At 33.8% G+C, this 17,191-nt stretch carries 18 protein-coding genes and 2 tRNA genes; 9 read left to right on the forward strand and 11 right to left on the reverse strand.

The features are described from left to right. Nucleotides 1–52 precede the first annotated feature (52 nt). Nucleotides 53–1,312 (forward strand): hydroxymethylglutaryl-CoA reductase, encoded by a 1,260-nt coding sequence (locus OA93_RS02820; protein WP_052259357.1) that lies wholly within the window; start codon nucleotides 53–55, stop codon nucleotides 1,310–1,312. Between the two features lie 66 nt (nucleotides 1,313–1,378). Here OA93_RS02820 and OA93_RS02825 read toward each other — a convergent pair. The 7 genes from OA93_RS02825 to idi form a co-directional block, all read right to left on the reverse strand. Then, nucleotides 1,379–1,452: transfer RNA gene (locus OA93_RS02825), tRNA-Thr, on the reverse strand. 116 nt (nucleotides 1,453–1,568) lie between these two features. Further along, nucleotides 1,569–1,642: transfer RNA gene (locus OA93_RS02830), tRNA-Thr, on the reverse strand. A gap of 78 nt (nucleotides 1,643–1,720) precedes the next feature. Further along, nucleotides 1,721–1,987, reverse strand: coding sequence for a hypothetical protein (locus OA93_RS02835; protein WP_035619450.1), 267 nt, complete (start codon nucleotides 1,985–1,987; stop codon nucleotides 1,721–1,723). A gap of 56 nt (nucleotides 1,988–2,043) precedes the next feature. Then, nucleotides 2,044–3,012, reverse strand: a complete 969-nt coding sequence (locus OA93_RS02840; protein ID WP_039111651.1) for a type I phosphomannose isomerase catalytic subunit — start codon at nucleotides 3,010–3,012, stop codon at nucleotides 2,044–2,046. 64 nt (nucleotides 3,013–3,076) lie between these two features. Further along, on the reverse strand, nucleotides 3,077–3,535 hold the full coding sequence (locus tag OA93_RS02845; RefSeq protein WP_039111652.1) for a peroxiredoxin: 459 nt from the start codon (nucleotides 3,533–3,535) through the stop codon (nucleotides 3,077–3,079). Nucleotide 3,536: 1 nt separating this feature from the next. After that, nucleotides 3,537–3,947 carry a 6-carboxytetrahydropterin synthase gene (locus OA93_RS02850; RefSeq protein WP_039111653.1) on the reverse strand — a complete coding sequence of 137 codons (411 nt, stop codon included), beginning with the start codon at nucleotides 3,945–3,947 and terminating at the stop codon, nucleotides 3,537–3,539. A 12-nt stretch (nucleotides 3,948–3,959) separates the two neighbouring features. Beyond that, a complete protein-coding gene (gene idi, locus OA93_RS02855) occupies nucleotides 3,960–4,487 on the reverse strand; it encodes an isopentenyl-diphosphate Delta-isomerase (RefSeq protein WP_039111654.1) in 528 nt (175 codons plus the stop codon). A gap of 288 nt (nucleotides 4,488–4,775) precedes the next feature. On the opposite strand from idi, the gene msrB reads away from it, so the two are divergent. The 4 genes from msrB to OA93_RS02875 all read left to right on the forward strand — a co-directional run bounded on the left by msrB (nucleotide 4,776) and on the right by OA93_RS02875 (nucleotide 8,499). Continuing rightward, nucleotides 4,776–5,336: a peptide-methionine (R)-S-oxide reductase MsrB gene (gene msrB / locus OA93_RS02860; RefSeq protein ID WP_039111655.1), complete on the forward strand. Its 561-nt coding sequence runs from the start codon at nucleotides 4,776–4,778 to the stop codon at nucleotides 5,334–5,336. 4 nt (nucleotides 5,337–5,340) lie between these two features. Then, nucleotides 5,341–5,949 carry a peptide-methionine (S)-S-oxide reductase MsrA gene (gene msrA / locus OA93_RS02865; protein ID WP_039111656.1) on the forward strand — a complete coding sequence of 203 codons (609 nt, stop codon included), beginning with the start codon at nucleotides 5,341–5,343 and terminating at the stop codon, nucleotides 5,947–5,949. A 123-nt stretch (nucleotides 5,950–6,072) separates the two neighbouring features. Further along, entirely contained in the window at nucleotides 6,073–7,491 is a 1,419-nt protein-coding gene (locus OA93_RS02870; RefSeq protein WP_039111657.1) for an aminopeptidase P family protein, read from the forward strand. A 48-nt stretch (nucleotides 7,492–7,539) separates the two neighbouring features. Beyond that, a complete protein-coding gene (locus tag OA93_RS02875) occupies nucleotides 7,540–8,499 on the forward strand; it encodes a quinone oxidoreductase (protein ID WP_039111658.1) in 960 nt (319 codons plus the stop codon). Between the two features lie 168 nt (nucleotides 8,500–8,667). Here OA93_RS02875 and OA93_RS02880 read toward each other — a convergent pair whose 3' ends face one another. The 3 genes from OA93_RS02880 to OA93_RS02890 form a co-directional block, all read right to left on the reverse strand. Beyond that, nucleotides 8,668–9,750, reverse strand: a complete 1,083-nt coding sequence (locus OA93_RS02880) for a hypothetical protein (protein ID WP_039111659.1) — start codon at nucleotides 9,748–9,750, stop codon at nucleotides 8,668–8,670. A gap of 39 nt (nucleotides 9,751–9,789) precedes the next feature. After that, nucleotides 9,790–10,491 carry an SMI1/KNR4 family protein gene (locus tag OA93_RS02885; RefSeq protein ID WP_039111660.1) on the reverse strand — a complete coding sequence of 234 codons (702 nt, stop codon included), beginning with the start codon at nucleotides 10,489–10,491 and terminating at the stop codon, nucleotides 9,790–9,792. A gap of 120 nt (nucleotides 10,492–10,611) precedes the next feature. Continuing rightward, nucleotides 10,612–12,171: an FAD-dependent protein gene (locus tag OA93_RS02890; protein ID WP_039111661.1), complete on the reverse strand. Its 1,560-nt coding sequence runs from the start codon at nucleotides 12,169–12,171 to the stop codon at nucleotides 10,612–10,614. A gap of 151 nt (nucleotides 12,172–12,322) precedes the next feature. Here OA93_RS02890 and OA93_RS02895 point away from each other — a divergent pair, with 151 nt between their 5' ends. Then, nucleotides 12,323–12,565, forward strand: a complete 243-nt coding sequence (locus OA93_RS02895) for a hypothetical protein (protein ID WP_039111662.1) — start codon at nucleotides 12,323–12,325, stop codon at nucleotides 12,563–12,565. A 176-nt stretch (nucleotides 12,566–12,741) separates the two neighbouring features. On the opposite strand, the gene recQ is transcribed toward OA93_RS02895, so the two are convergent. Continuing rightward, complete coding sequence (gene recQ / locus OA93_RS02900) at nucleotides 12,742–14,937, reverse strand: DNA helicase RecQ (RefSeq protein ID WP_039111663.1); 2,196 nt, start codon at nucleotides 14,935–14,937, stop codon at nucleotides 12,742–12,744. A gap of 84 nt (nucleotides 14,938–15,021) precedes the next feature. Here recQ and OA93_RS02905 point away from each other — a divergent pair, with 84 nt between their 5' ends. The 3 genes from OA93_RS02905 to OA93_RS02915 are packed head-to-tail and all read left to right on the forward strand — an operon-like array spanning nucleotide 15,022 to nucleotide 17,154. Then, nucleotides 15,022–15,987, forward strand: a complete 966-nt coding sequence (locus OA93_RS02905; protein ID WP_039111904.1) for a KpsF/GutQ family sugar-phosphate isomerase — start codon at nucleotides 15,022–15,024, stop codon at nucleotides 15,985–15,987. Further along, entirely contained in the window at nucleotides 15,987–16,808 is an 822-nt protein-coding gene (tatC, locus tag OA93_RS02910) for a twin-arginine translocase subunit TatC (RefSeq protein ID WP_039111664.1), read from the forward strand. The genes OA93_RS02905 and tatC overlap by 1 nt, the downstream gene beginning before the upstream one ends. Then, nucleotides 16,801–17,154, forward strand: coding sequence for a carboxymuconolactone decarboxylase family protein (locus tag OA93_RS02915; RefSeq protein ID WP_039111665.1), 354 nt, complete (start codon nucleotides 16,801–16,803; stop codon nucleotides 17,152–17,154). The genes tatC and OA93_RS02915 overlap by 8 nt, the downstream gene beginning before the upstream one ends. Nucleotides 17,155–17,191 lie beyond the last annotated feature (37 nt).

The following is a 17,191-nucleotide window of genomic DNA, read 5'->3' on the forward strand; positions in this document are numbered from 1 at the left end:
TATTTTACTGATTATTAATAACTTAGCTTTATAATTATTAAAAAATAATCTTATGAAAAATCCCCCAAGTAACATCAGTCGCGCAAAGTATGATTTTATTGATTCATCGGTTATTGAAAAACTAGAATCTTATAATCCTCATCTAAGCCAGGAATTAGAAAAAGTACCTACTCAAGATCCCTACACCTTAAATGGTCAAAAATTACGTTTAAATTTTATCCGTAAGCAACTAAACACAAACGTTGACTATCTATCTGGAGAAAAAGTATTCAATGATAATGAAAGCCTAAAAGGCAACATCGAAAACTACATAGGAATGAGCCAAATTCCCACTGGACTTATTGGTCCATTAGTAATAAATGGAAGTTCAGCTCAAGGAAGTTTCTACGTTCCTCTTGCCACCACCGAAGGAACGCTACTTGCATCCTATAACAGAGGTGCAAAGGCCTGTAGAGAATCCGGAGCAATTACAGCCATTACATTACAAGAAGGCGTACAAAGAACACCGACTTTTAAATTTAAAAATTTAATTGATTTAGGAAAATTTGTAGAATGGGTATTAGAGCACAAAGAAACATTTTCTGTATTAACCCGAGAAACCAGCAATTATGCAATTTTAAACGATGTAGGAATAAATATAGAAGGAAACATCCTCATTATAAGATTCGAATATAGTTCTGGTGACGCATCGGGTCAAAACATGGTTACAATCTGTACAGATAAAATTTGCAAGTACATCCTGAGCAACTGCCCCATCAAACCAGTATTTTGGACAATCGAAGGAAATACGTCAGGAGACAAAAAAGCAACATCATTAACCACAAGAGTCCGAGGAAAGAAAATAACAGCCGAAATCACATTAAAAAGAGGCATTATTGAATCAGTACTAAAGACAACTCCAGAACTAATGCAACAACAATGGAAAATAAGTGCTTCTGGCTCCGTAAAAGGTGGCAGCATTGGCACTGGCATGCATCCCGCAAATGCCCTCGCAGCTTTATTTATAGCCTGCGGACAAGATGTAGCTTGCACAGGCGAAGCTTCTACCGCTATTACAAGAATGGAAATCGATGAGAATGGAGATTTATATTGCGCTATCACAATGCCAAACATAATCGTAGGAACTGTTGGTGGCGGAACCTCATTCCCTACTCAAAAGGAATGTCTGGAATTAATAGGCTGTTATGGCGCTGGAAAAAGTGGAAAACTAGCCGAAATAGCTGTCGCATTATGCTTAACAGGAGAAATTTCTATTCTGGCAGCTATGGGTTCTGGTCAATTTACGGCAGCTCATCAAAAATTCGGAAGATAATTATACTCCACAATTGAGTATGGCACAAAAAAAAACCATCATATTTCTATGATGGTTTTAACTCTGAGCCGGCGGAGGGACTCGAACCCACGACCTGCTGATTACAAATCAGCTGCTCTAGCCAACTGAGCTACGCTGGCGACTCATTACGGGTGCAAATATATAACTGTTTTTTGATTTCACAAAATAAATTTACACAATTATTAAAATATTTTTTTAAATAATAAAACCATCCTAAAAGGATGGTTTTATGTTGAGCCGGCGGAGGGACTCGAACCCACGACCTGCTGATTACAAATCAGCTGCTCTAGCCAACTGAGCTACGCTGGCGACTCATTACGGGTGCAAATATAAAGCGGTTTTTCGTTTTACCAAAATAAATTTGCACTTTTTTATCGTTTTTTTTTACTACAATTCGTTGATTTTAGCAATCAATTGATTAGCAGTTTCTTCCAATTCAACATTGATTTGTTTGAAGTGTGCTTTTTTATTTTCTACGTTCTTTGCGTTCACTTTTGTAATCAAAGTATCAAAAGCAGCAATAGCTTCATCGATTAAATTGTTAGTTTCTGTAGTTGGTTTTCCTGTAGTAGAAATTTCAAATAAGTAAACTGCTTCAATAATATCTCCTAAAACGTAGTTGATGTCTTTCTTTAAATTCTTAACGTTTGCCATTTTATTTTAATTTTAATTTGCGTTTGCAAAAGTACACATAATCTTTCTATTACCTGCTATGAAATGTAAATTTCTAAAATAGAAGCTTTTCCGTTAAGGATGAACTCATTCAAAGCAGCTGGAACTAATACTGTATCTCCTTTTTTGTATGTCAATTTATTTCCGTCATATTCTATTTCAAAAGAACCTTCAATACACATATAGACTGTAAAAGTTTCACCGCTTTTACTTACCTCAACCTGACCATCTAACGGAATAAAATTTGTGGTGAAATAAGGACAATCTACCACTACATTAGATTCATTTGTTTTTTTCTGATACTCTTTATAAGTATCTACCTTATTATAATTAATAGCGTCTAGTGCTAAATCTACATGCAATTCTCTTTTATTCCCTTGTGCATCTACCCTATCAAAATCATACAAACGATACGTAATATCTGATGTTTGCTGAATTTCGGCAACAACTAATCCTGCTCCTATTGCATGAACCGTCCCAGTTTCCAGAAAGAAAACATCTCCTGGTTTAGCTTTTACATCGTCAAGAATAGAAACTAGCGTATTGTTATTTAAATTCTCCAGATACTCTTCTTTACTAGAATCTTCTTTAAAGCCTACAATAATCCTGGCATTTTCATCTGCTTGCATAACATACCACATTTCGGTCTTACCAAAAGAGTTATGACGTTCCTTAGCCAATTTATCATTAGGATGTACTTGTATCGAGAGATCTTCGCGTGCATCAAGATATTTAAAAAGCAACGGAAATTGTTTCCCAAATTGCTCATGTACTTTTGTTCCCAAAATTTCGTTTGGAAATTCTTCTATAATATCTGTAAGTGATTTTCCTTTCAAACTTCCGTTTGCAACAATACTTACATCGCCTTCAACAGTAGATAACTCCCAGCTTTCGCCAGTAATCTTAGACGTGATTGGTTTATTTAATACAGTTTTTAATTTTTCGCCTCCCCATATTCTGTCTTTCAAGATTGGTTCGAACTGTAATGGATATAATTTTGGGATCATCTGTATTATATATTTCTACACAAGTTTCATTTCCATGAATACTGTGTACTATTGTTCTTTTAATTTATGATACTAATTCTTTAATCGCTTCCAACGCCTTAGGAATATGCTTGGCCGCTACCATACTATCAAATATCAGAATTATAACTCCATTTTTATCGACAACGTAAGTTACTCTTCCTGGTAATAATCCAAGTAATCCAGATGGAACACCAAAAAGTGTTCTTATCCTTTTATCTTCATCTGAAAGAAGAACAAAAGGCAAATGATGTTTATGAGAAAATTTTTGATGAGAATCGACACTATCACTACTAATACCAATTACCTCTGCTCCTAAAGCTACAAAATCTTCATATTGATCCCTAAAACTACAAGCCTCTGTAGTACAACCCGGTGTATTATCTTTAGGATAAAAATAAATAACCAAAGGTTTACGACCTAGTACATCCTTACTCTCAAACACCTCTCCATTAGCATCTTTAGCTGTAAAATTCGGGATAACATCCCCTACTTTTAATGACATTTTACTCTCCTTTATAGGTTACAAAATTACGTGCAGTTTCATATAACACGATTTCTAAATCAAAATCGGGATTTATCTTTTTTCTAATTTTATTCCAAATCACTACTGCAATATGTTCTGCAGTTGGATTTAAATCTTGAAATTCTGGTACGTCAAGATTAAGATTTTTATGATCAAATGGTAATTCTACTTCTTGATATATAATATCTGCCAATATTTTTACATCTATCACAAAACCTGTTTCAGGGTCAACTTCTCCAGTAACACTTACTGTTAAGTCATAATTATGTCCATGAAAATTGGGATTATTACATTTCCCAAAAACGGCATCATTTTTCTCCAACGTCCAATCTTTTCTGTACAGCCGATGGGCAGCATTAAAATGTGCTTTTCTTGATATCGTTACTCTCATGTAGGTTTTGGTTTAAATTTTATGGTCTTCTAGAAAATGATAAAACTCGTCAAAAATTATTTTGAACCAAACGGTGTAAATCTCAGGATGTAATTGCATATCAGTTTTTACATCTTCTATTTTCATCCATTTCCAGGCTTCAGCCTCTTCTGTATTTATAATAGGTTCGTCATTATAATGCCCAATCATAACGTGATCCAGTTCATGTTCTGTTAATCCGTTATCAAAAGGAGCTTTGTATATAAAATGAAAAAGTTCTTTAAGTGGCGTTTTAAAACCCATTTCTTCAAACAATCTTCGACTTCCCGCCTCGATATTAGTTTCTCCTTCTCGCTGATGACTACAACAAGTATTGGTCCAAAGTAACGGAGAATGATATTTATGATGCGCACGTTGCTGTAACATGATTTCATTATTATCATTTAAAACAAAAACTGAAAATGCACGATGTAAAACGGCTTTTTCATGTGCTTCCATTTTAGGCATTAGCCCTATTTGCTCATCATTTAGATTAACTAATATTACGTTTTCTTCTATCATAATTGGTATTAAACACACAAAAATACGAAAAAAGAAATTGCTTTAAAGCCTAGAAAAAGTTTGTGAAAAGTTTAACGAGCCCTGCATTTACTAAAATTTTAATTTTATATCGTGATTATGAGTGTATTAAAGACATGAGAGCAATAATCTCTTATTTTAAATCTGAAACCGCATTTTTTTCGTAAATAGTAATAGTTAAAACTCACTTAAATAAGCATCCATTTGTAAAGTGCACGACAGTTTACTAACAAGAACCATCTTAACTTTACAACACAAAATCAATTAATTATGAAAACAAAAGCCCGTTTTTTAAGCTTATTATTTTTGCTTCCACTATTTATATTTCAAGCCTGTGGACAAAATACAAAAGAACAATACACCTCTACAAAAAACAATCCTATGGAAAATAAAATTAGCAAACCCGATAATCCATATTACTCTAATACCGATACAAAAAAACTAAATCTTACGGATGCGCAATGGAAAAAAGTATTACCTGAAGATGTATATGAGATAATGAGACATGCTGATACCGAAAGACCTTTTACTGGAAAATACTGGAACACCGACGAAAAAGGAACTTATTATTGTGCAGCATGCGGAAACAAACTCTTTAGATCCGGAGCAAAATTTGCAAGTAGTTGTGGCTGGCCAAGCTTTTTTGAGCAAGAAAATAAAAATAGCGTAACGTACAAACAAGATAACTCTCTAGGCATGGAAAGAACCGAAGTTCTTTGCGGTAGATGCGACGGACATTTAGGTCACTTATTTGATGATGGCCCTGCACCAACCGGAAAAAGATATTGCATGAACTCTATCGCTCTTGATTTTATACCCGATAATAAATAATAGTATGAAAAACACCATTTTAATCTGTCTTTTAATCCTATCAATTAATGGATTTGGACAAGCAAAAAAACAACCCAATTACGATACCATCACTCTTGGTGGAGGATGTTATTGGTGTGTAGAAGCAGTTTACGAAAATTTAAACGGAGTAAAATCTGTAGTATCTGGTTTCTCTGGAGGAAAAACCATTAATCCGAGTTACGAAGAAGTATCAACCGGAAAAACTGGTTTTGCCGAAGTAGTTCAGATTACATACGACAAAAACGTAACAAACCTAGACGAGATATTTAAAGTATTCTTTACCGTACACGACCCAACAACCTTAAACAGACAAGGTGCCGATGTAGGAACACAATATCGTTCGGTTATTTTTTATAAAAATGAAGAACAAAAAAATGCAGCTAATAACATTATAAATGCATTAAAAAAAGCAAAAGTATATAACGACCCGATAGTAACCGCTGTGGAACCATTTACAAAATTTTACAAAGCCGAAGATTATCATCAAAATTATTATGACAATAACAAAAACCAGCCCTATTGTAAAATGGTAATACAACCAAAAATAGAAAAGTTTGAAAAGGTATTTAAAGACAAATTAAAAAAGAAATAGTTATTAATTCACTAAGCCGCTTATGAAAATGAGTGGTTTTTTTATTTTAATAATCAATGTCAAAATTTCGTAATTTGCATCAATCTATTAAGAACCAGAACCCTTTAACCAAACCACAAAAAAATGAAGCATGTAATCTTATCCTTTTTATTCCTACTGCTTTTTAATTACAATCATGCTCAGGAAAACTTACCTACAGATTATCTTTCTAAAGAATTTCATAAAGGGCGAAGAGAAGCTTTTAGGAGCTTAATGCCTGCAAATTCTGTAGCAGTAATCTTTTCTTATCCCGAAAGAAAATTCTCTAGAGATATAAACTATAATTTCCATCAAAATCCTGATTTGTATTATTTAAGCGGTTACAAAGAACCCGATGCCGTTTTATTACTATTTAAAGAACCTCAGGGAACTGGTGAAACAGCTTATAACGAAATCCTTTTTGTTAGAGAAAGAAATGCAGCTCATGAAATGTGGACAGGTAGACGCTTAGGTACCGATGGAGCAAAATCGAAATTAGGTTTTGCAACAGTTTATAACGGAAAAGATTTCAAGGACTTTCCTATAGACTTTAAAAAATTCGACAAAATAATTTACGATAAAATCCCAACTGACATTGGTAAAGACACAAGCGGTTTTGATCTTTTTGGATTACTACAAACATTTAAAACAAAAGCAGCAATTACAAATGACGATACAGCTTCTTTACTATTATTCGAAAATATTACAGCAACGCTTCGAGAAATAAAAACCCCAGAAGAAATTGATTTAATGCGCAAATCAGTTAAACTTTCTTGCATTGCCCATAACGAAGTCATGAAAGCAATTAATATTGATATGAGCGAAAATGAAGCCGATGGAATTCATGCTTATATTCACCGAAAATATGGAGCTGAAGGAGAAGGTTATCCTCCAATTGTTGGCGCAGGAGCTAATGGTTGTATTTTGCATTATGGCGAAAACAATAGCACTAAAATAGACAACCAATTATTATTAATGGATGTAGGATCTGAATATCATGGCTATTCTGCCGATGTTACCCGAACTATTCCTGCAAACGGAAAATTTACCGAAGAACAAAAGGCTATCTATCAACTAGTTTACGATGCTCAAGAAGAAATTTTTAAAATTTGTAAAGAAGGAACTCCTCTCGCAGACCTAAACATCAAAGCCAGAGAAGTTCTAGCCAAAGGATTACTGAAATTAGGAATCATTAAAGAATTAAAAGAAGTAAGCATCTATTACCCACACGGATGTTCACACTTTCTAGGTCTTGATGTTCACGACAAAGGAAATTACAGCGGTCCAAAAAGCTTACTAAAAGAGAACATGATTATTACTGTCGAACCAGGAATTTACATTCCTGCAAATAGTAAATGCGATAAAAAATGGTGGAATATCGGAGTTCGTATCGAAGATGATATTCTCATAAAAAAAGATTCATACGAAAACCTATCTGTTGATTCTCCTAGAAAATGGCAAGATATTGAGAAACTAGCTTCCCAAAAAAGCAAATTCAACGAATTTAACTTACCCAAAATTTAACCTATAATTATTTCCTTTATAAATATTTCACTGTTATAATTAGACAAAATGAAAGCATTAACTTTTTCTACTTTTGGAAACTCAGATGTACTTGAATACATCGACATTCCAAATCCACAATTAAAATCCGACGAAATCTTGATCGAAATGAAAGCCATCGGGTTAAATTTCGCCGATGTATATCGCCGAAAAGGAAACTATCATCTTAAAGGAAATCCGCCTTTTATCGCTGGTTATGAAGGTTCAGGAATCGTAGTAAACACAAATAATCACTCAGAGTTTAAAATTGGAGACAGAGTTGCGTTTGCCGATGTTCCTTTTGCAAATGCCGAACTGGTTGCCGTTAATATAAATCATGTAATTCCGTTACCAGAAGCAATCGATTTTGAAACTGGAGCTTCTATTTTATTACAAGGATTAACAGCTCATTACCTCGCCACCGATAGTCACAAAACACTAAAAGGAGAAACAGTTATTATTCATGCTGTTGCTGGAGGTGTTGGACAATTCCTTACACAAATAAGCAAACTTCTAGGCGCAACCGTAATTGGTTTAACCTCATCTGCCGACAAAGCAAAAATCGCTATCGAGCAAGGAGCCGACCATGTATTCTTATACAATGACAATTGGAAGGCTGAAATTTTTAAAGTAGTTCCAAACGGTGCCGATGTCGTTTATGATAGTATTGGTAGCACCTTAAATGATAGCTTCGAAGTAACCAAAGATTGTGGACAGGTTGTGTTTTTCGGAATGGCGGGCGGAGATCCTGCTTTAGTTGACCCAAGAATGCTCATGGATACTTCCAAAACATTAACTGGTGGGGATTTATGGAGCTATTTGACAACCAGAGAAGAAAGAATAAAAAGAGCTAATCAGTTATTCACTTGGATTATCGAAGGAAAAGTTTCACTTGCAACACCTACTTCTTTTAAACTATCTGAAGGAAAACAAGCACACGATTACTTAGAAAGTCGAAAAAGCACAGGGAAAATAATTTTGATTCCTTAAATAATAACCTGGGAGTATCACCAATTTTTATTCCGCAATCTTGTCATCCCGAGGAACGAGGGATCTCCGCAAGAAATTAACCCAAAATTGTCGAGTTACTGGCGGAGATCCCTCGTTCCTCGGGATGACAAACTGTGTGAAAAGACTAGATTACGGTTAATTTCTCTTTTATATCAACTTATCAATTCCTATTTCGGTTATTTCAGCTAATTCTAATATTCTGTTTACATCATTTTTATTTGCTACAAAAAACAAATAACTATCTCCCATTGTATCATAACTCATTAATTCCAGATCTAGTTTCCCTAATGCAGTCTGAATATACGGAAACAAGTCATGACTATATGTTTCTTCTGGATATTCAAAATTAAGTTCCTGGTCAATCATTTCAGATATAAAATACTCTGCATCTTCAGGATCAAATTTCCAGTCGCTATGCCATGTATTTATTTCGTCGAAAAAATCAAATTCATAATCATAATCTTCATCTCCCTCATTTTTTCCAAAATTATCATAAAGAATCTGTGACTGCTCTTCTAGCAATTCTTCTTCAATATCTCCTCTCGAGATTAATTGCAAAAATTCTTTAAAATGCGCTATCGAAACTTCATCTGCCAGTAAACTTTCAGCAGAAGGAAGAATGACTGTTGATGGTATTTCAATTTCCATATACTCACAAATTCCTTGTAAAACCCTTTCAAATTCTTTAAATCCTATTTTCTGAATTTCATTTTTAGGATTATTGATGTCGATATATTCAGTATCTAAAATCCCTTTTACATAATCAAAAAAATAGCTGTTATTGTACAGAATCCTAAAATCATTTGTCTCTAAACTATTCGTACAACAAAAGAAAATGACAAAATTATGCAAGACATGTTTTAGATATTTTTTTGATTCCGGAGTTGGCTCAGAATAAAACTGAATATGAACATAATCATATTCTAATTCTGTTTGTATAACCTCTTCAGAAAGTACTCCGATATCAATCTTTTTATACAATTCGTTTAAAACCTCATACGCATTCTTGAATCCGTTTCCCTCAATCTCTTTTCTTCCCTCCTCATGATTTAACGAACTTGGAAATGAATAAAAATTTACAGAAACAGTATCATGAACTCCTTTCATTTTAAAATCAACACTACTTATCTCATTATACAAATAAGAGTAAATTGAATATATAACATCAAAAGAAACAATTGATTTTGGATCATTATTTCGTCCAAAGAAATTAGAAAAAAAATCTTTCATAGAGTTTATTTAGTGATTTATTTTATTAGACTCGTATAATTATGATTCCCTTGAATATTCAAAACTAGAATCCATTTTATCAAATGGGATAACTTCTGCTAATGTCTTTTTTAACTCAACATCAGTTAGCAACCCTCGCTTTGCTTCTTTCATTTTAGGCAATAGAATTTCATAATCTATAATTCCCCTATTAAACACAGTTTGCAAAACATCATTTTGTTTATCTGTTAGATATTTCTTATGAGTTTTAAGAACCCTCTCTAGATTATCCTTAAATTCTTCGTCACTTACATCATTGTAAACATCTTGATCAGACATATCAGTTAACAGCATTCTAAAAACAAAATCCTGCATATTCTTCGCTAGATAATTTACTTCATTCATATCATGCCAAACAAAAACTATAGGATTCTCTCCATTATTTTCTTCACTTACAAAGAAACAATAATGATCTCCAGCTCCGCTTTGCCCGAATGGTATAAATTTGAATTCTTCTTTTATTTCACGATAACCTTCAGGATCCAAAAGTTCGTCTATTGCTTCATTTACACCCTTAAGATTAAGCAATTCAAAATCATAAGAATGCAAAAGCAATGTAGGGTTTTCTTTTAATTTAGGATAAACTGTACTGTACCAATCAGGTCCATATTCTCCAACATTAAGCATTCCGTCTAGAAAGAATTCCTTATAAATAATTGGATATGTAAATCCGTTTTTAGTTTCAATATCTGATAATGGCATAATATATATTTAAAAAAGTTCATTAAGATTTAATCACATTCTAAATTTTAGAATTGTAACCAATCTCTTAAAGCAACTAAAATAATATTATTTTTACTCCAAACTAAATAATTTAGCAGATTATTTTAAAGCTTCTGCAATCATCAAGGCACATTTTTCTCCATCTATAGCCGCAGATATAATTCCACCAGCATAACCTGCTCCTTCTCCGCAAGGATACAATCCTTTTATTTGCAAATGCTCATACGTATCTGCATTTCTAGGGATACGAACTGGCGATGATGTTCTACTTTCTGGTGCATGAAGAATTGCTTCATTGGTCAAATACCCACGCATTGATTTTCCAAATTCCGAAAAACCTTCACGTAATATTTGAGATAAGAAACCAGGAAATACCTGACCCATTTCTACCGAAGTCGTTCCGGGAACATAAGATGTTTTAGGAATATCTGATGAAACTTTATTTTGAGTAAAATCTACCATTCGTTGTGCTGGAACTTTTTGAGTTTCTCCAGCCAAATGCCATGCTTTTTGCTCGATACTTTTCTGAAATTCCATTCCAGCCAAAGCTCCGAATTTAGCAAACGGTTTAAAATCTTCTAACTTTAATTCGATTACTATTCCAGAATTGGCTGTAGCCTGATCCCTTTTAGATGGAGACCAACCATTAGTAACTACTTCGCCAGGACTTGTTGCACATGGAGCAATTACACCACCAGGACACATACAAAAAGAATACATTCCTCTTCCTCCTACTTGTTTCACTATAGAATATGGCGCTGGAGGCAAATGCTCCCCACGATAATCACAACTATATTGAATACTATCTATTAAAGATTGTGGATGTTCGGCTCTTACGCCCAAGGCAAAAGGCTTGGCTTCGATAAAAATTTTCTTTCTATCTAATAATTCAAAGATATCACGAGCTGAATGTCCCGTTGCCAATATTAATTTATTAGCATTAATTGTATCTCCTTTTTGAGTTACAATTCCTTCAACTTCATTATTTTTTACAAGAATATCAGTTACTCGGGTTTCAAACAAAACCTGTCCCCCGCATTCAATAATTTTTTCTCGAATATCCTGAATAATCTTTGGTAATTTATTAGTCCCGATATGAGGATGCGCTTCTATCAAAATATCATCTGAAGCTCCAAAAGCAACCAATAGTTCGAGAATTCTGGTTACATCCCCACGTTTTTTAGATCGTGTATATAATTTTCCGTCAGAATAAGTTCCTGCTCCGCCTTCTCCAAAACAATAATTAGAATCTTCGTTTACGAAATGTTCTGTATTTATCGCTTTTAAATCTCGTCGGCGACCTCTTACATCTTTTCCTCTCTCGAGGACTATTGGTTTTAAACCTAACTCTATTAACTGTAAAGCTGCAAAAAGTCCTGCTGGACCAGCTCCAACAACAATTACTTCTTGTGCTCCAGATACGTTTTTATATTCTGGAAGCTCAATTTTAGTTGGCTGAAAAACTTCATTTTGCAAATAAATATTCACCTTCAAGTTGATTTTTATCGCTTTTTGGCGTGCATCAATGGAGCGTTTTAAAATAGATATATGCTGAATTTCATTTGGTGAAACTTTTATTTGTTTCGACAAATGTTCTTTTAGCAATAACTCATTTGCTGCTATTTCGGGCGATACTTGAAGTAAAAGTTCTCTTGGCATTATATATATTTCTGTTGAATATGTTAATCATTTAGACGAAAAACAGAATGCAAAAATAGTATTTTGAAGTGGAATTTGTTCCTTAATATAGTATCCATTTTTTAAAACAGACTTTGTACCTTTGTTTTGTAAAAACTTTGCCTCTAAAAAAATGTCAAGAAAAATAAAATTAATATGGGATTTTCGCGGTCCAGCATCCGCAAAAACCGCAGAACATCATGAAATTCATTTAAAAGAATTTATTGCTATCGAAAAGCTACCTTTAAATATAACTGGATTTACAATCCTAAATGACATGTATGCTATTGCTTATATGGTTGTAACCGATGAGAACATGATTCAGGTTCGCGACGCTTTAAAACCGCACCGCGGAGAAGTGTATCCGGAAGAGTAAAATTCCAATCAATTAAGGAGGAAATTCCAATTTATTTGAATAATCTTAAATAAAAAATTCCAAACTCCAAACTATCGCTAGTATTTAGAATTTGGAATTTAAATATTTATCACTTCCTGAAATTGGAATTTATTCTCCTTTTTTTGGAATTTAATTTTTGGAATTTAATCTTAACGTTAGTTCGCTACTTCGCTAATAAATTTTATTCGCATTAAGCGTAACTCATCGATATCATATTCGCCATCGAATTCTTTTAGAGCATCTTCTATTTTATCAGATTCTGACTCCATAAAGTATTCATGGATTTCTTCTTGCTGATCTTCATCAAGCATATCATCTACCCAATAGTTTATATTAAGCTTTGTTCCCGAATATACAATTTGCTCCATTTCTTTAATCAAAGCGTCCATCGAAAGTCCTTTTGCAGAAGCAATATCATTAAGAGACAATTTACGATCAATATTCTGGATGATGTATAATTTATTTACTGAGTTAACTCCTGTAGATTTTACAACTAAATCGTCTGGGCGAATAATATCGTTTTCCTCAACATACCTATTTATTAAGGCTACAAAGTCTCCTCCGTATTTTTTTGCTTTTCCTTCTCCTACTCCATGAATGTTATATAACTCGGCAATAGAAATTGGATATTTTAAAGCCATATCCTCTAGTGAAGGATCCTGAAAAACTACAAATGGAGGAACGCCTAATTTCTTGGCAACCTTTTTTCGTAGTTCTCGCAACATTCCCATCAAAACTTCATCGGCAGTACCGCCAGATTTTGATGCTGTTACTATAGCTTCATCTTCAGTTTCATTATATTCATGATCTTCGGACATCATAAACGAAATTGGCTTTTTAATAAAGTCCAATCCTGCTTTGGTAATTTTTATGACTCCGTAAGTTTCAATATCTTTTGATAAGTAACCCGCAACTAATACTTGACGAAGTAATGCCATCCAGTATTTCTCGTCATGGTTAGAACCTGACCCGAAGAACGATTGCGAATCGGTTCTATGTGCTTTAATAACCGCATTTACGCGACCTATTAATGTAAATACAATTTCTTTGGATTTGTAAATATGTTTTGTATCGCGTACAATTTCCAATAATTTCACCACTTGGTCTTTGGCTTCAATTTTGGTTTTCGGGTTACGAACGTTATCATCCATATCGGCACCTTCTCCAGTTTCGCTGTCAAATTCTTCTCCGAAATAATGAAGTAAGAACTTTCTACGCGACATTGATGTTTCGGCATAAGCCACAACTTCTTGCAATAAAGCGAAACCAATTTCTTGCTCTGCAACTGGTTTACCAGACATAAATTTCTCTAATTTCTCTACATCTTTATAAGAGTAATAAGCTAAACAGTGTCCTTCGCCGCCATCACGTCCTGCACGACCCGTTTCTTGGTAATAGCTCTCGAGTGATTTTGGAATATCGTGATGTATTACAAATCGAACATCGGGTTTATCTATTCCCATCCCAAAAGCAATAGTAGCTACAACAACATCTACATCTTCCATCAAGAACATATCCTGATGTTTTGCTCGCGTTTTCGCATCTAATCCTGCATGATAAGGAACAGCGCTAATACCGTTTACTTGTAAAACCTCAGCTATTGCTTCTACTTTTTTACGGCTTAAACAATATATAATTCCAGATTTCCCTTTATGTTGTTTTATGAAACGAATAATATCCGATTCTATATTTTTTGTTTTTGTACGAACTTCGTAATATAAATTTGGTCTGTTAAACGACGCCTTAAAAGTATTAGCGTCAGACATGTCAAGATTTTTTAAGATATCTTCTTGAACCTTTGGAGTAGCAGTTGCGGTAAGACCAATAATTGGCACATCGCCCAACTGTTTAATAATATGTTTTAGATTTCTGTATTCAGGTCTAAAATCATGTCCCCACTCTGAAATGCAATGCGCTTCGTCGATAGCGACAAATGAAATGGTTACATTTTGAAGAAACTGAACATATTCATCTTTGGTTAACGATTCGGGAGCAACATATAATAATTTTGTCAAACCAGAAGTAATGTCTTTTTTTACTTGAGCAATTTCTGTTTTGGTAAGTGAAGAATTCAGAACGTGAGCAATTCCGTTTTCTGAGGAGAGACTCCGAATGGCGTCTACCTGGTTTTTCATCAAAGCAATCAAAGGAGATACAACTATCGCTGTTCCTTCCTGAATTAAAGCGGGTAATTGGTAACAGAGTGATTTCCCTCCACCGGTGGGCATTATTACAAAAGTATTTTTTTTATCGAGTATACTTTTTATAACCTCCTCTTGCAATCCCTTAAATTGGCTAAAGCCGAAATACTTCTTTAATTCTTTATGTATTTCAATTTCGTTTGAATTCATTCTTTATTTTATGGTATTTTGTATAAATTTGCATCAATAAAGATACAACTTTCTTTTACACATACAAATTTTAACTATCCTGTTTTGATAACAAAAGAAAATATATTAGCTATCGCTAAAAAAACGATACTCTCTGAAAGCGAAGCAGTTGCAAAATTAATTAATTTTTTAGATGAAAATTTCACTCAAGCTGTTCAACAGATATACGAATCGAAAGGTCGATTAGTAGTCACAGGAATAGGAAAAAGTGCAATTATTGCGCAAAAAATGGTTGCAACTTTCAACTCTACAGGAACACCTTCATTATTCCTTCATGCATCTGAAGCAATTCATGGAGATTTAGGAATGATTCAAAACGAAGATGTTATTATTTGCATTTCAAAAAGTGGCAACAGCCCCGAAATCAAAGTTTTAGTTCCGTTATTAAAACGTTTTGGCAATACATTAATTGCTATTACAGGAAACATGACTTCATTCTTAGCCAAAGGCAGTGATCATGTTTTAAATACAACTGTTGACATGGAAGCTTGCCCAATAAACCTGGCACCAACCAACAGCACTACGGCACAACTTGTAATGGGAGACGCTCTTGCGGTTTGTTTAATGGAAATGCGCGATTTTAAACCTGAAGATTTTGCTGTATATCATCCAGGAGGTGCATTAGGAAAAAAACTTTTACTTCGCGTGAAAGACATGATTGAACATTCGTTAAAACCAACTGTTAGCCCAGATTCTTCAATCAAAAAAGTTATATTTGAAATATCAGAAAAACGACTAGGTGTAACTGCTGTTGTAGAAAATGATAAAATTATCGGAATTATCACTGATGGAGATATCCGACGAATGCTAAACGACAGAGATACTTTTGCCGATTTAACCGCAATAGACATTATGACTAAAAATCCAAAAATGGTATCATCAGACACAATGGCTGTAGATGCTTTGAATATATTAGAAGACTTTTCGATTACCCAATTAATTGTTTCTGACAATGGAGAATATAAAGGGGTATTACATTTACATGACATTTTAAAAGAAGGAATCGTATAATGGCAAATAAAAAGAACCTAGGCGAAATGTCGTTTTTAGATCATCTTGAAGAACTAAGATGGTTATTAGTCAGAAGTACAACTGCCATAATCATAATGGCTTTTTTAACCTACTTTATAAGTGATTACCTGTTTGATGTAATCATTTTTGGCCCTACAAGACCAACTTTTTTTACGTATCAGTTTTTTTGTGAATTATCTCATAAATTAGGTTTTGCCGAAAATATCTGTATCACCGAAATGCCATTTATCATCCAGAATACTCAAATGGAAGGACAGGTAAATGTTTTTGTATGGATGTGTATCTTAGCAGGATTCATCTTGAGTTTTCCTTATATTTTATGGGAAATATGGAAATTTATTAGCCCTGCATTATATGTAAAAGAACGTAAAAATGCTAAAGTATTCATCTTTGTTTCCTCTTTACTTTTCTTCTTAGGAGTAACATTCGGGTACTTTGTAGTAATCCCAATGTCTGTAAACTTCGTAGCTACTTTTACAGTAAGTGATATTGTAAAAAATCAATTTACTCTAGAGTCTTATATGGGAATGGTAAAAACTAGTATTTTGGCTGGCGGACTATTCTTTGAACTACCAATCGTTATTTATTTCCTTACCAAATTAGGATTAGTAACTCCACGTTTTTTACGAAAATACTGGAAATATGCTGTAATTATAATCCTAATCGTAGCGGCAATTGTAACTCCTCCTGATGTTGTGAGTCAAACAATTGTAGCAATACCAATGTTACTGATTTATGAATTGAGTATCTTTATTTCGGTACTTGTATATAAAAAACAAAACAACCTAGAAAATGTCTGATATCATACAAGAGTTTAACGACTATCGTTCTAAAATGAACGAGAAATTACTAGCTGATAATAACAAAATTGTAAAGCGAATTTTTAATCTGGATACCAATGCTTATGCTGCGGGCGCTCTTGATGTTAAAACAAAAGAGCTTTTAGGCTTAGTTGCCTCAGCTGTTTTACGTTGTGATGATTGCGTAAAATACCATCTTGAAACTAGTTTTAAAGAAGGGGTTACCAAAGAAGAAATGATGGAAGCAATGGGAATTGCAACCTTAGTTGGCGGTACAATCGTAGTTCCTCATTTGCGCAGAGCATATGAATTTTGGGAAGCTTTAGAAGAAACTGAAACTAAATAATTGTTAAAGAGGTTTATTTGTTGAATCGTTTATTCGT

Origin of the sequence: Flavobacterium sp. KMS (genome assembly GCF_000813005.1) — a bacterium.
Lineage (GTDB): Bacteria > Bacteroidota > Bacteroidia > Flavobacteriales > Flavobacteriaceae > Flavobacterium.

Coding starts and splice junctions, on each gene's coding strand:
- idi (WP_039111654.1), bottom strand. CDS start 4,487: ATGATAGAAGAAAACGTAATATTAGTTAATCTAAATGATGAGCAAATA.
- OA93_RS02870 (WP_039111657.1), top strand. CDS start 6,073: ATGAAGCATGTAATCTTATCCTTTTTATTCCTACTGCTTTTTAATTAC.
- OA93_RS02885 (WP_039111660.1), bottom strand. CDS start 10,491: ATGCCATTATCAGATATTGAAACTAAAAACGGATTTACATATCCAATT.
- OA93_RS02835 (WP_035619450.1), bottom strand. CDS start 1,987: ATGGCAAACGTTAAGAATTTAAAGAAAGACATCAACTACGTTTTAGGA.
- OA93_RS02845 (WP_039111652.1), bottom strand. CDS start 3,535: ATGTCATTAAAAGTAGGGGATGTTATCCCGAATTTTACAGCTAAAGAT.
- OA93_RS02850 (WP_039111653.1), bottom strand. CDS start 3,947: ATGAGAGTAACGATATCAAGAAAAGCACATTTTAATGCTGCCCATCGG.
- recQ (WP_039111663.1), bottom strand. CDS start 14,937: ATGAATTCAAACGAAATTGAAATACATAAAGAATTAAAGAAGTATTTC.
- msrA (WP_039111656.1), top strand. CDS start 5,341: ATGAAAAACACCATTTTAATCTGTCTTTTAATCCTATCAATTAATGGA.
- OA93_RS02895 (WP_039111662.1), top strand. CDS start 12,323: ATGTCAAGAAAAATAAAATTAATATGGGATTTTCGCGGTCCAGCATCC.
- OA93_RS02820 (WP_052259357.1), top strand. CDS start 53: ATGAAAAATCCCCCAAGTAACATCAGTCGCGCAAAGTATGATTTTATT.
- OA93_RS02915 (WP_039111665.1), top strand. CDS start 16,801: ATGTCTGATATCATACAAGAGTTTAACGACTATCGTTCTAAAATGAAC.
- tatC (WP_039111664.1), top strand. CDS start 15,987: ATGGCAAATAAAAAGAACCTAGGCGAAATGTCGTTTTTAGATCATCTT.
- OA93_RS02875 (WP_039111658.1), top strand. CDS start 7,540: ATGAAAGCATTAACTTTTTCTACTTTTGGAAACTCAGATGTACTTGAA.
- OA93_RS02840 (WP_039111651.1), bottom strand. CDS start 3,012: ATGATCCCAAAATTATATCCATTACAGTTCGAACCAATCTTGAAAGAC.
- OA93_RS02890 (WP_039111661.1), bottom strand. CDS start 12,171: ATGCCAAGAGAACTTTTACTTCAAGTATCGCCCGAAATAGCAGCAAAT.
- msrB (WP_039111655.1), top strand. CDS start 4,776: ATGAAAACAAAAGCCCGTTTTTTAAGCTTATTATTTTTGCTTCCACTA.
- OA93_RS02880 (WP_039111659.1), bottom strand. CDS start 9,750: ATGAAAGATTTTTTTTCTAATTTCTTTGGACGAAATAATGATCCAAAA.